Source organism: Candidatus Pelagibacter sp. PS_28 (genome assembly GCF_059417885.1).
Map to the genome: position 1 here is coordinate 393,971 of NZ_CM182070.1, position 12,469 is coordinate 406,439.

The window sequence follows — 12,469 nt, forward strand, 5'->3', positions numbered from 1 at the left end:
TTTAGCCTACTAATGGCCTTAACTGCTATTCCTGTTGGATTTGTTGCAGGTTTATTTGGTATTGGCGGTGGATTAATTACAGTTCCATTTTTGTTTTATATTTTTAATTCTTTAGGGATTGATCAAGAATATGTCATGCACCTTGCGGTTGGAACATCGTTTGCAATCATAATACCAACCTCAACTGTCTCAGTTTTAACTCATCATAAATTTAAAGCAGTTGATTTTGATATAGTTAAAAGCTATGGAATATTTGTAGTGCTTGGTGTTATTTTTGGAACAATTTTTGCAGCAACTCTTAAAACTAAAACTTTAGTTCTTTTCTTTGCAATCGTAATATTTTTATTAAGTATTTATCTTTTATTATTAAAAGAGAAGGAAAAAAATATAACTCTTAAAATTAAACTTCATTTGAAAATTATTTTAGGATTTTTAGTAGGTTTTATCTCGGCACCCATGGGTATTGGAGGGGCTGTTATGAATGTTCCAATTCTAAAGTTTTTTGGTTACTCAATTAATAGAGCTATAGGTAGCGCTGCTGCTATTGGTTTTTTAATAGCATTATTTGGCGCAATTGGATTTTTGATAACGGGTAGTTATTTAAAAACAAATATTCCATTAAGTATTGGTTTTTTAAACATTCCAGCTTTTTTGATTTTTATACCGATTACAACCTTTATGGCTAGAATTGGTGCAAGAACAGTTCATGCAATTGATAAGAATAGAATTAGTAAATATTTTGGAATATTTTTACTTATCATTGCTGCAAAATTTTTATATGAATATTTCAAACTGTAGTTATGGCAAATAAAGTAAGTAAAAGTTTTCTAAAAGATTCTCATTTAATAACTGAATTAAAATTATGCAGTATTCGTTTAATTGATAATGCTAAATTTCCTTGGATCATTTTAATTCCAAAGCGAAAAAATATAACTGATATCTCAGAACTTAATTCAAAAGATCAAATGTTATTAATGAAAGAAATTGTTCATTGCAGCAAGTTAATGAAAAAAATTTTTAAAACAAAAAAACTTAATGTTGAAAAAATTGGCAACATTGTTCCCCAATTACACATTCATATTATTGCAAGATCTACTAAAGATAGTACCTGGCCACTTTCAGTTTGGGTAGTAAAGGGGAAACCTTATTCAAAAGTTTTATTAGCAAAAACTATTTCAAAAATTAAAAAGTTTTTTAAGGATTAAAGGGTAAGGACAGAGGTAGTTTTAGTCTCCCGCCACTACCTCTTAATCATTATGTATATGATTCGTCTCAAATTTGTTAACACGTATTAATTGAAACTAGACTTTATCAACTGCTTGCTTTACTAAATAGATAACACGCCTACTTATAAATAATTAAAATTTAAACACATTGATTAAAACCACACTCTCATCATTTGCTAAATCTATTGGCTTTAACTCACAAAATTATATTCCAAAGGAAGGGGCATCCTTTTCTTTATTTAGAATTGAAGTTTTATCTGGTTTAACAGTTGCTTTAGCGTTAGTCCCTGAAGCTATTGCCTTTGCTTTTGTTGCAGGAGTTGCACCCTTATCAGGACTTTATGCAGCTTTTATTGTTGGTTTAATTACTGCTGTGTTTGGTGGAAGACCTGGAATGATTTCAGGAGCAACTGGTGCTTTAGCTGTTGTTATGGTGTCCCTTGTTATGGATCACGGTGCACAATATTTGTTTGCAACCGTAGTTTTAATGGGAATTTTACAATTATTAGCGGGTGTCTTTAAGCTTGGAAAATTTATTAGAATGGTACCACAACCAGTAATGTTAGGTTTTGTTAATGGCCTTGCAATTGTTATTGGTATTTCACAACTTAGTCAGTTTAAAACTCTTAATGCAATGGGGCAATTAGAATGGATTTCAGGAAACACTTTATATTATTCAGTAGGGTTCGTTGTTTTAACCATGTTAATCATTTGGTTATTACCAAAGATTACTAAAGCGGTTCCAGCAACACTCGCTGCAATTTTGGTTACTTCAATTTTAGTTTTAGCATTAAAGATTGATATTCCAAGTGTTGGAGATCTTGCAAGTGTTAAAGGAGGATTACCAATATTTTCAATTCCAAGTGTTCCTTTAAACTTTGAAACTTTAAAGATCATTTTCCCTTATGCATTTATATTGTCAGCCATTGGCTTAATTGAAAGCCTGTTAACTCTTAACTTAGTTGGTGAAATTACCAATAAAAGAGGTGGGGCTAGTCAGGAATGCTTAGCACAAGGCTTTGCAAATACAGTTACTGGTTTTTTTGGGGGTATGGGTGGATGTGCGATGATCGGTCAATCCATGATTAATGTAAAATCAGGTGGTAGAACAAGAATTGCAGGAATAGCTGCAGCATTATTTCTATTAATTTTTATTTTATATACATCAAACTATATTGAGATGATCCCAATTGCAGCACTTGTTGGTGTAATGTTTATGGTAGTGATTGGAACCTTTGCCTGGAACTCATTAAAGATATTATTTTTTGTACCAAAGAGTGATGCGTTAGTAATTGTCCTTGTAACTGTTGTAACTGTTTTAGAGGATTTAGCTGTTGCTGTAATTGTCGGAGTAATTGTATCAGCATTAGTTTTTGCCTGGAAATCTGCATCAAGAATTAGAGCCATAGAGAGACCATCTGTTAGAGAAAAAGGTGCTAAGGTTTATGAAATAGAAGGACCATTATTTTTTAGTTCAACGGATAGCTTTTTAGAATTATTTAAACCAGAAGAAGATCCTGAAGTAATTATTATAGATTTTGCAGGATCAAAAGTAATTGATCAATCAGCATTAAAAGCCATTGAAGACATTGCTGACAAATATAATAGTTTTGGAAAAAAAGTTAAATTAAGACATTTAACTAAAGATTGTCATAGATTATTAAGTAGAGCAGGCCAATTAGTAGTTGATAGTGATGATGATCCTGATTACGGAATTGCAGTTGATTATGATGTTAAATTAGGTATTTTTGGCAGATAAGATGAGCAAAGAGATTAAAACAGATGATGTTATTTTCAATTTCTTCAAGCAAGTTTGTGATGAGAAAGATGATGTTAAATGTGTTGAACTTGGTAATGATTGGATTAGTGCCATGGAAACCAATCTTACTAACATGGAAAAAAATCTAGAAGAAACAGATAAAGTTAAATACCAAGAAAGTATTAATAGTAATAAACAACAGCTTGATAGTCTTAAAGGCAAAACCGCTAGTGAATGGCGTGAATACGCAACTCAGTGTATGGTTGAGATCTTAGATCATAAAACTAAATCGTGAATTTCTTTAAGAGATTATTTTCAAGTAGCAATTTAGAATTACAAATTAATGATGGAGGTAGAGCTGCGGCTGGATATAAAGGTAAAGCTGGAGACTGTGTAGTTAGATCTATAGCAATTGTAACAAATCTTCCTTATCAAAAAATTTATGATGATCTTTATAAGGCAAATGAAGAATTTAGAACTACATCAAGAACAAGACTTGCAAGAAGTTTAAAACAAAAAAATGACAGCCCAAGATCAGGTACGCATAGAGTGGTGGTTAAGAAATACCTTGAAAAACTAGGTTGGCAGTGGACGCCAACTATGTTTATTGGTCAAGGCTGTAAGGTTCATTTAAAAAAAGATGAGCTTCCTAGTGGGACTTTAATTGTATCTTGCTCAAAACACATAACTGTTGTTAAAGAGGGTGTCTTACATGATACTTATGATTGTTCTAGACGAGGTACTCGCTGTGTTTATGGTTATTGGAAAAAAAAAATTAAAGATATAATAATTATTAATGAGCTTTAAAGATAACGTTAATTTACATGTAGATAAATCAGCTAAATTACTAAATTTTAGTGATGACTTACTTGAACATTTAAAATCTATTCATTCATTAATTAAAGTAAATGTAGGTGTTGTCCTAGACGGTAAAATTAATAATTTTACTGGATGGAGAGCCGTTCACTCAGAGCACATTCTTCCAACTAAAGGTGGACTAAGATATTCAGAAACGGTTGATCAAGATGATACAGAAGCTCTAGCATCTTTAATGACTTACAAATGTGCAATAGTTAATATTCCTTTTGGAGGTGCTAAAGGGGGTTTAAAGATTAACCCTAAGAATTACACCATGCCTCAACTTAGAGAAATTACTAAAGCGTTTGCTAGTAAACTAATTAATAAAGGTTTTATTTCTCCAGCATTAAATGTACCAGCCCCAGATGTTGGAACGTCTGAAAGAGAAATGGAATGGATTTTAGAGACTTATAAAACACTTAAACCAGATGATATAAATTATAGAGGTTGCGTAACAGGTAAACCCTTACACAGAGGAGGTATTGCTGGCAGAACTGAGGCTACCGGTAGAGGTATTGAAGAAGTAGTTAGAGAAATATTTAGGCATGAAGATGTTGTTAAAGAAGCAGGATTGAAAAATGAATTAAAAGATAATGAAATTATAGTTCAAGGCTTTGGTAATGTTGGAAGTAATTTAGCTAAACATTTATACAATAGAGATAATGCAAAGATTATAGCCGTAGGTGAGTTTGATGGTTATTTATATAATAAAAAAGGCATTGATATAAATGCATTAATTGAATTTTATAAGACAAATAAAACTATCAATAATCCTAAACTTGGAAAATTTAAAAACAATCCAAGCGAACTTTTAGAATTAGATTGTGATATTTTAATTCCAGCTGCATTAGAAAATGCAATCACTATTGATAATGTAGATAAAATTAAAACAAAATTAATAATTGAGGCTGCAAATGGACCCATTTCATTTGAGGCGGATCAAAAATTATTTGAAAAAGGCGTTATGATTATTCCTGATATCTATGTCAATGCAGGGGGTGTTGTGGTTTCTTATTTTGAGTGGGTAAAAGATATTTCTCATATACGTTTTGGTAGAGTTGAAAAAAGATTTCAAGAACAAAAAATATTAGACATTATTGATTTGATAGATAAAAAAACGAATACTAAAACAGATTTTGACACCATTAAAAAAATTATTCATGGTGCTGATGAAGAGGACTTAGCTTTTTCAGGTCTAGAAGATAGTATGAGAAATGCATTTATTGAAATTTATAATGCTAAAAAACAAATAAAAAAATCCTTTAGAGATAGTGCTTATTACGTGTCTCTAAAAAAGATAAGAAACTTCTATACCGTGGAAGGCTTCCCTAAACGATAAATAGCGGCTTAATTTTACCTATAATTAAATTAATAGAAGACTCCCGATCTATGATTTGTTAGCATTTGTCATGATAAAATTAATAAGAGCAGGCTTTATAAGCAAGCTTTTTGCCATTTTAGTTCTAAGTTTATGGTTATCTAATGGTGCTAAAGCAGGTTGTGATGATGCACCAGTTGATGGAGTGGATTATTCTAATTGTCAATTCTCAGAAGGCCAAGATCTAAGTAGAGCCTATATACCAAACTCTAATCTATCTTTTATTAGTTTTATTAAAGTTACCTTTGATAAAGGGGTAATGATGAATGCAACATTAGCTAATGGTAATTTTGTAGAATCTTCTTTTATTAGAACGAATTTATATGAAGCAAATCTTGAGGGGGGTATTTTTGAAAAAGCTAATTTTTCAAGTGCTAACCTAACAAGAGTAAATTTTAAAGGCTCTTCATTAATTGAGACAAACTTTAGTAATAGCAACCTCTTTGAAGCTGATTTTACAGGAGCTAATATTTTAAATGCCACCTTTGAAGGTGCCAATCTTAATAACGTAACATGGATTGATGGAACTAAATGTTTACTTGGTTCTATTGGTAAATGTGTTAAATAGTTAAAAGTTAATTCACATAATATCCATGAAAAAACATTTAATAATTTTAGTTTTATTTTTAATAGTTCCAAATTTATCTTTTGCAAAACAGCTAAGTAAATCTCCATTTATTCCAGATAGTGTTCAAGATGAGTTTAATGAATTATCTACCGAACATAAGAGCAAGTTTTGTGGTTTTGAAAACTATAAAATTAGAAAAGGCGTTATTAACAAAGATCTTGCACCCAAAATACTTGGTTACAATTCAAGAATGGATAATTGGAAGATTGTAGAAGGTAATCACAGTAGAGATGTTATGAAAGAATACTTAGCGGCAGTAACTTATGCCAGTGTTACTAAGAATGATGAGGTTAAAGAATTTCTATTTGATAAACTTTATACTTGGGCTAAAAATAATGCACTATCAGCAACCAAGCAGTGTTATACAAACTCAAAAGATAAACCTGTTTTAAAAGATTGCCAGGGAGAATGGAGCGACCCTAACGGACAAGACTTAGCGCCAGTAAAAGATTCAACTGTTGCTGTACAAATTGTTATGGGTCTTAATTATATTTATAATTTAAATTTTACAACTTATAAAACTGACGATCCTAGACACAAAAAAATTAATCAATGGTTTAAATCTTTTTACAAAAGAATAAAACCAGTATCAGATTTTTATTTTGGAAATTCTGCTGGATGGTATTTTCCAAATATAGCCTTAAAACACAATGATAATAAGAATTATAAATCATTAGTTAAAAAGCTTATTAAAAGTGCAGATAAACGGATTTTAAAAGATGGCAGCATTAAAGATAGGACAACCCGTGGTAATAGATCTTTATGGTATCATCATTCTGCATTAGGTGAAGCTTTTATGATTATGGAAATTGCAAATGCTGCAAACGTTAAAATACCAAAAAATTATGAAAAAAATCTATTAAAAGCTGCTGAATTATTTCAAGATGGTTTTTTAGATAATTCTATTTTAGAACCATGGGCAAAAAAAGCACATAATGCACAACCTAGTAATGGAATACAAAAATTTAATAAGAATTTAAATTCTATAACTATTGATAGTCAATGGTTTCATATAATTCAATACAGGTACCCAAATCACAGAACTTCAAAATTTTTAAAAACTAAACTTACCACCAAAGCAAAATCCTTGAAAAGTAGTGGAGCAATAGCAATCGGAATTGGCTGTATCTATAATGCTTTAGCAAATAAATAAAAAAGTTTTAATTTGCTCATTTTACAGGTTTAATTTTCTGATTAATAACGAGCACTGCACCAATCATTAAAATAGGTAAGCCTATTATTAAATCTTGCTGCCATTCTAAGTTTTCAAATATTGTTGAGATTAATAAAGCAAGTACGGGCATAACAACTCCCACATAACCCGCTCGTCCTGCTCCAACTTTCTCTAATAGTCTTAAGTAAAAGATAAAAGCAAATATTGAGCCAACTATTGATAAATAAGCAAGGGATGCGATGTAACTGAAGCTATATTCAAATAATAATTCAGTGCCTTTTATCTGAGTGATTAATAGAGTAACTAATGATCCATAAAGCATTGAATACGCAAGTGTTGGTATTAATGAGAAGTTATTATTTAAGTTTCTTTGGTGAACCATGTTACCTGTTGATGCACTAAATGTACCAAGTAAGGCTAAAAATAATCCAACATGGGTTCCATTAGCAAAGCTGAAATTGAAAATCTCATCATTGAAAATAATTATAATTCCAATCATTCCAATAGTTGCACCAAGTAAAGTTTTTAAAGAAGGTTTCTTTTTAAAGTAAAAGCCTTCTCCTAAAATATTCATAATAACCACCGTTGAAAAGACAACTGCTGGAAATGCGCTTATTAAATAAGTGTTTGATAGATAAAAGAAAACGTAATTTAAAGAGTAAAGACAAACACCAAAGAGTAAAAACCAAAGATGTTGATTTAAAGAAAACTTAAGATTTTTCTTCTTATAAATTAAATAAACAAAAATAACTATTGCAGCTATCAAAAATCTATAAAACACCGATACTAATGGATCAACGTAACCTAATTGAAACTTGATGACATACCAAGTAGGGGACCAGCAAAAAAGTGTGATAATAAATAAGAAAAAATTGTTCATTATTAAGGACTATAATCAATCAATCTTAAAAAAATATAAGATTAATCTAACAATTTTTAATATATAAATTTATTAGTTATGAAAAAAATACTTCTAATTTTAACTCTACTTATATCATTAAGTAGCTTTTCTTATTCTGATAATCATTATCCAATCACGAGAGATTCTGAATTAATGATTGCTAGAGGTAAAATTGCCTACCAAAACAATTGTGCAAGTTGTCATCAAGTTAATTTATCAGGTGCTGAAAATTGGAAGGGCGTTGATGAAGACGGCCATAGAAAAGCGCCACCTTTAAATGGTACGGGTCACACTTGGCATCATGATGATGAGACATTACATAAAATTATTAAATACGGGTTAGTTGGAATAATTAGTGACTATGAAGGCAAAATGGGTGGTTTTGGAGATAAATTAAATGACAAAGATATAGATTCAGTTTTAGCCTACATTAAAAGTTTTTGGCCTGATGATTATTACAAACATCAAATAAATTTAAGTAAATAAATTAAATGGCAACTGATACATTTCATTGGTCGTGTAAACACACGTGGCGAAAAAGTGCTAAGAATACGATGTGGTGTGTTATCGGCTGTGCAATTGGTGACTTTGGAACCATACTATTTTTTCAATTAAGTAAAATTCCTTTTCCAGTATTAGGTATTATGACTTTAGCAATCATAAATGGTTTATTAACCAGCATTATGCTTGAAACTTTTATTTTAATGAGACAAAATTTTAAATTAATTAATGCTTTAAAGACCGCCTGTGGAATGAGTTTCATCTCAATGGTTAGTATGGAAATTTCTATGAACGCTACAGATTATTTTTTAACCGGTGGAGCGATGCTAACTTGGTGGGTGGTACCTATTATGTTAACTGCGGGATTTTTAACACCATGGCCTTATAATTATTGGAGACTTAAAAAATTCAATCAAGCCTGTCATTAAATATTAAATGGTTACAACATCTGAAATCATATTAGCAATTATTATCGTTGCCTTATCTGTTGTTATGCCTATCTATTATTATTACCAAAGGAAGAAAAACCCCAAACAAGATAATAAAGCTCAAGATAACCCCGAGATAAAAAATTATATTGATAGAATTAATGAAATAACTAGAGTTAAACGTAAATGAAAAAACTTTTAGGAATCATAATTCTGAGTTTGCTCGTTAGCAATATAACTTTTGCAAATAAAAATAAGAGAACCTGGGATTATCCTTTTTTAGATTATAAAGAGTGGGAAGTAAAAGGTTCAGAAAATCATTACAAATTTCAATCAAACTTAAGAGAAGATAAAGACGTTTTAAAAGAATTTAAAAATAATAAAAAAACTGGGATAATTAGTTATTTGTTATTTGAGGACGATAAAATTGTTATCGATGTGTCTGATATTCCTAAAAAAGTTAGCAGCGGAGATACAATAATTAATGGTTTATTACCATCTCATTCAATGGGTAAAAGTTTAGTTTCTTACGTAACAGGGCACGCTATTTGTGAAGGTTATATTGATAACGTAAATGTAAAATTAGATGACTGGCCATTAATAAAAAGTACATTGTATGATAACTCGGTATTACTTGATCTTCTAAATATGAAAGGTGGTGACCAAAAATGGGTTGGTGAGAGAATGAAGAATGGTTCAGATAATAGAATTAAAGGTCCAAAGAAAGAAAATGTAAATGTTATTGGCTTAATGAAAGTTATGAACGTCTATTTAAGAGGTTCTGAAAAAAGCAAACTGATTTATAATTATAGTGCCTTGACCACTAATGTGATTATGAATTATGTGAAACATAAGACTGGCGCTGATTGGGACAAATTATTGCATAAAGTTTTTAATGAACACGTTGGAGTTAAAAATAGTGTTTATTTTTCAAAATCTAGAAAGTATTTAAAATATGATGATTTTGTTTCTGCAAGATACTCTTTTTATGCAGATAGATATGATTACCTAAGAATTGCTAAAACCATGATGGATGATTGGCATAACGATACTTGTGCTGGTAAATATTTAAAAACTATTTACGAAAATAGAGTTCAAAAAAAAGATAATACAAAAAAAGCAACTGATGTGGGTCTATATACAAAATCATATGGTGGTCAAATCCATTTTGATATTTTTGGAATTGATAAGACAAGAAAAATTTTAGGATTGAGTGGATTTGCAGGTCAGCAAATATTAATCGATCTAGATAATAAAAGAATAATAGTAGTCAGCTCACTGTATAGAAATTATAATTGGAAAAAAATTGTTCACTCAGTAATTAAAGGCTAAATGAAAAAAGTAATTTTATTATTAATAATTTTTTTAATCCCTAATTTAAGTTTAGCTTCAGAATTTAAGAAAATTAAAAAAGAAGCTGTTGTTACAAATTCAAAAATAATTTTTCCAATTAAATCAAATGAAGATACCTGTGTTGGTTCTCAATCATACCAGCCTAATTTTATACTTGATCCAATACCAACTCTAGACGCTCCAAAAGGTTATGGTTTAGATGATCGCTTTGATCGAGTGAGACAACAATTTGAAAAGTTTAGCATGCCATGTGGATTAGGTGATGTTAAATCATGTGAAAAAGTTAAAGAAATAATTTTGAATTGGGCAAAAGCAGATGCACCCAAAAGAAAAGGTTCTGATAATGGAGAAAGTAAATTTTGGAATGACACATTAACAATAAATCTTCATATTAATAACCCGATGATGTCAGGGTATTCATTTGCAAGGCAGGTGATTGATTTTTCTGCAGAGGAAGAAAAAATAATTAAAGAATGGTTTAGGAGATCTGTAAAAAGAGGAGCTCATTTAATGTATGGAAAAAAATATAAAGATAATACAGGAGCAAGAGGTGTTCCTAAAAGTGCCCACAACCATGCATTGACTTCTGCAATATCTCATATGCAACTTGGTATTATTTTAAATGATCATAAACTTTTTAGAAAAGCATTTAAAAATTACGAACATGCAATTAGATATCAGAGAAAAAATGGAAGTTTACCTATAGAAGTGAGAAGAGGTGGAAGAGCAATGTTTTATCAAGGAAGGGCGATGAATGCTCTTTCGGTAATAGCAATTATTGCTGAAAACCAAGGATATAATATTTGGAAATACGATCACAAAGGTAAGGGTAAAAATTTTCATAATGTGGTAAAATTTTTTTTAGATTTTTCTGAAAATAACGAAATTGTATTTAAGTATGCTAAAGAAATGAAAGCACCTGGACCTGCTAAAGATTATAAAAATCAAGATTTAAAAATGATAAATAGTTCTAACTGGGGTTGGTTTTATGCTTATGCAACAAGGTTTCCAAATCATGAAAATATAAAAAGAATTGAAGAGTGGGCTAATGAAGATAATTTAAACAAATATCAGAAGGGTTTTTTGTATCATTATAAAAATATTGGAAAAACTAAGTTTAATGATGCTTCATGGACTGTCGTTGAAGCTAATTGTCATTTTCTTAAATAAACTAAAATGAAAAAGATTTTAGAGATCATAATTCTGAGTTTGTTGTTGAGTGGTAATGTATATGCAAAAATTGATCCAAAAATAAAAAAAATAGTTTCAGTTATAACTAACAATTCAGATTTCAAAATTAAATCATTACCAACTAAAGATTTAAAAGTTCCTGGAATAGGGAAATTTAAAAGATCCGGAAGCAAAACTAAAGATGGAACATATGCCATTATTACAGATAGTAACTCTGCCTTTAAAGGGAATAATTTTTATCTTTTTACTCCTAGCTTTAGTCAATGCAAAAGAATGCAGGGACACAATGACTGCAAACATACTGACGGAACAACAAGAACTGAATTTACCGATACAAAAAAAACTACTTTCAAAAAGGGAGATGAGGTTTTTATTCACGTTGCTGTAAAACCAGTAAACAATATACTTTTTGGAAATAATAATAATATCAAAAAACCTACTAGAAATATCTTTATGCAATGTTTTGGTAAAGATGGTTGGAATATTTTTATGATGGGTTTTTATCCAATTTCAAAATTTAAAGATGTGCCATCATTATCAATAAATCTACAACAACCTGGATTATATAAAGAAAGCCCTGACTCTTGGGCATACGGTGGTGGAAAAAATGATAAATGGAAAAACTTTACTTTAAAAGAATATCAACCAAACCAAAACTATGGATCATCTGAATGGACATCTGTTTTATTGCATATTAAGCACGAGGATAATGACGATGGTTTTTTTAAAGTTTATATAGATGGAGAACTTAAAGCAGATCATAAAGGTCCAACATTTAATCCAAATTTAAGAAAAAGTGGAAGTTGTTATTTAAAATTTGGTCATGTTACAACTAGATCAAAACCTAGAATTGAAAAATATGGGAAAGATTCTGTGGAACTTATGTCTATTGCTCTTGATGCAATTGCATTTGGAAATTCAAAAGAAGAGGTAATGAGTTTAATAGAAAACGATAAATAGTGAAAAAACGTTTATCAGGGTGCAGTGAATGCGGAGATGATACAGCCATCTTAACACAAGTAAGCTCAGGACCAGAGGTGATCTTACTTTGCACAGATTGTTATAATCTGAA

General features: G+C 30.2%; 15 protein-coding genes. 14 read left to right on the forward strand and 1 reads right to left on the reverse strand.

Annotated elements, in window-relative coordinates; translation table 11 throughout:
- Positions 1–12: 12 nt before the first annotated feature.
- The 8 genes from AC5SMR_RS02080 to AC5SMR_RS02115 all read left to right on the forward strand — a co-directional run bounded on the left by AC5SMR_RS02080 (position 13) and on the right by AC5SMR_RS02115 (position 7,002).
- Positions 13–798 carry a sulfite exporter TauE/SafE family protein gene (locus tag AC5SMR_RS02080; RefSeq protein WP_494577189.1) on the forward strand — a complete coding sequence of 262 codons (786 nt, stop codon included), beginning with the start codon at positions 13–15 and terminating at the stop codon, positions 796–798.
- A gap of 2 nt (positions 799–800) precedes the next feature.
- On the forward strand, positions 801–1,205 hold the full coding sequence (locus tag AC5SMR_RS02085; protein ID WP_020169526.1) for an HIT domain-containing protein: 405 nt from the start codon (positions 801–803) through the stop codon (positions 1,203–1,205).
- A 169-nt stretch (positions 1,206–1,374) separates the two neighbouring features.
- Positions 1,375–2,985: a SulP family inorganic anion transporter gene (locus AC5SMR_RS02090; protein WP_494577190.1), complete on the forward strand. Its 1,611-nt coding sequence runs from the start codon at positions 1,375–1,377 to the stop codon at positions 2,983–2,985.
- A 1-nt stretch (position 2,986) separates the two neighbouring features.
- Positions 2,987–3,280 (forward strand): hypothetical protein, encoded by a 294-nt coding sequence (locus AC5SMR_RS02095; protein ID WP_494577191.1) that lies wholly within the window; start codon positions 2,987–2,989, stop codon positions 3,278–3,280.
- Positions 3,277–3,792: a hypothetical protein gene (locus tag AC5SMR_RS02100; protein ID WP_494577192.1), complete on the forward strand. Its 516-nt coding sequence runs from the start codon at positions 3,277–3,279 to the stop codon at positions 3,790–3,792. The genes AC5SMR_RS02095 and AC5SMR_RS02100 overlap by 4 nt, the downstream gene beginning before the upstream one ends.
- The gene (locus tag AC5SMR_RS02105; protein ID WP_494577193.1) at positions 3,782–5,182 is read left to right on the forward strand and encodes a Glu/Leu/Phe/Val family dehydrogenase; all 1,401 of its coding nucleotides are present in this window, start codon (positions 3,782–3,784) and stop codon (positions 5,180–5,182) included. Before AC5SMR_RS02100 ends, AC5SMR_RS02105 begins: the two co-directional genes overlap by 11 nt.
- A 70-nt stretch (positions 5,183–5,252) precedes the next feature.
- On the forward strand, positions 5,253–5,789 hold the full coding sequence (locus AC5SMR_RS02110) for a pentapeptide repeat-containing protein (protein WP_494577194.1): 537 nt from the start codon (positions 5,253–5,255) through the stop codon (positions 5,787–5,789).
- A gap of 25 nt (positions 5,790–5,814) precedes the next feature.
- Positions 5,815–7,002, forward strand: coding sequence for an alginate lyase family protein (locus AC5SMR_RS02115; protein ID WP_494577195.1), 1,188 nt, complete (start codon positions 5,815–5,817; stop codon positions 7,000–7,002).
- Between the two features lie 16 nt (positions 7,003–7,018).
- Here the strand turns inward: AC5SMR_RS02115 and AC5SMR_RS02120 are convergent, their stop codons facing one another.
- Positions 7,019–7,903, reverse strand: coding sequence for a DMT family transporter (locus AC5SMR_RS02120; RefSeq protein WP_494577196.1), 885 nt, complete (start codon positions 7,901–7,903; stop codon positions 7,019–7,021).
- A 78-nt stretch (positions 7,904–7,981) separates the two neighbouring features.
- On the opposite strand from AC5SMR_RS02120, the gene AC5SMR_RS02125 reads away from it, so the two are divergent.
- The 6 genes from AC5SMR_RS02125 to AC5SMR_RS02150 are packed head-to-tail and all read left to right on the forward strand — an operon-like array spanning position 7,982 to position 12,357.
- A complete protein-coding gene (locus AC5SMR_RS02125; RefSeq protein ID WP_020169524.1) occupies positions 7,982–8,410 on the forward strand; it encodes a c-type cytochrome in 429 nt (142 codons plus the stop codon).
- A gap of 5 nt (positions 8,411–8,415) precedes the next feature.
- A complete protein-coding gene (locus tag AC5SMR_RS02130) occupies positions 8,416–8,853 on the forward strand; it encodes a DUF4396 domain-containing protein (RefSeq protein ID WP_018414244.1) in 438 nt (145 codons plus the stop codon).
- Between the two features lie 7 nt (positions 8,854–8,860).
- Positions 8,861–9,043: a hypothetical protein gene (locus tag AC5SMR_RS02135; protein ID WP_494577197.1), complete on the forward strand. Its 183-nt coding sequence runs from the start codon at positions 8,861–8,863 to the stop codon at positions 9,041–9,043.
- Positions 9,040–10,185 (forward strand): hypothetical protein, encoded by a 1,146-nt coding sequence (locus AC5SMR_RS02140; protein ID WP_494577198.1) that lies wholly within the window; start codon positions 9,040–9,042, stop codon positions 10,183–10,185. The genes AC5SMR_RS02135 and AC5SMR_RS02140 overlap by 4 nt, the downstream gene beginning before the upstream one ends.
- A complete protein-coding gene (locus AC5SMR_RS02145; RefSeq protein ID WP_494577199.1) occupies positions 10,186–11,376 on the forward strand; it encodes an alginate lyase family protein in 1,191 nt (396 codons plus the stop codon).
- A gap of 6 nt (positions 11,377–11,382) precedes the next feature.
- Complete coding sequence (locus tag AC5SMR_RS02150; protein ID WP_494577200.1) at positions 11,383–12,357, forward strand: heparin lyase I family protein; 975 nt, start codon at positions 11,383–11,385, stop codon at positions 12,355–12,357.
- Positions 12,358–12,469 lie beyond the last annotated feature (112 nt).

Bases quoted from the DNA above. Each gene is read 5' to 3' on its own strand.
- AC5SMR_RS02085 (WP_020169526.1), top strand. From the start codon at position 801: ATGGCAAATAAAGTAAGTAAAAGTTTTCTAAAAGATTCTCATTTAATA.
- AC5SMR_RS02135 (WP_494577197.1), top strand. From the start codon at position 8,861: ATGGTTACAACATCTGAAATCATATTAGCAATTATTATCGTTGCCTTA.
- AC5SMR_RS02115 (WP_494577195.1), top strand. From the start codon at position 5,815: ATGAAAAAACATTTAATAATTTTAGTTTTATTTTTAATAGTTCCAAAT.
- AC5SMR_RS02095 (WP_494577191.1), top strand. From the start codon at position 2,987: ATGAGCAAAGAGATTAAAACAGATGATGTTATTTTCAATTTCTTCAAG.
- AC5SMR_RS02140 (WP_494577198.1), top strand. From the start codon at position 9,040: ATGAAAAAACTTTTAGGAATCATAATTCTGAGTTTGCTCGTTAGCAAT.
- AC5SMR_RS02145 (WP_494577199.1), top strand. From the start codon at position 10,186: ATGAAAAAAGTAATTTTATTATTAATAATTTTTTTAATCCCTAATTTA.
- AC5SMR_RS02105 (WP_494577193.1), top strand. From the start codon at position 3,782: ATGAGCTTTAAAGATAACGTTAATTTACATGTAGATAAATCAGCTAAA.
- AC5SMR_RS02150 (WP_494577200.1), top strand. From the start codon at position 11,383: ATGAAAAAGATTTTAGAGATCATAATTCTGAGTTTGTTGTTGAGTGGT.
- AC5SMR_RS02130 (WP_018414244.1), top strand. From the start codon at position 8,416: ATGGCAACTGATACATTTCATTGGTCGTGTAAACACACGTGGCGAAAA.
- AC5SMR_RS02125 (WP_020169524.1), top strand. From the start codon at position 7,982: ATGAAAAAAATACTTCTAATTTTAACTCTACTTATATCATTAAGTAGC.
- AC5SMR_RS02120 (WP_494577196.1), bottom strand. From the start codon at position 7,903: ATGAACAATTTTTTCTTATTTATTATCACACTTTTTTGCTGGTCCCCT.
- AC5SMR_RS02110 (WP_494577194.1), top strand. From the start codon at position 5,253: ATGATAAAATTAATAAGAGCAGGCTTTATAAGCAAGCTTTTTGCCATT.
- AC5SMR_RS02080 (WP_494577189.1), top strand. From the start codon at position 13: ATGGCCTTAACTGCTATTCCTGTTGGATTTGTTGCAGGTTTATTTGGT.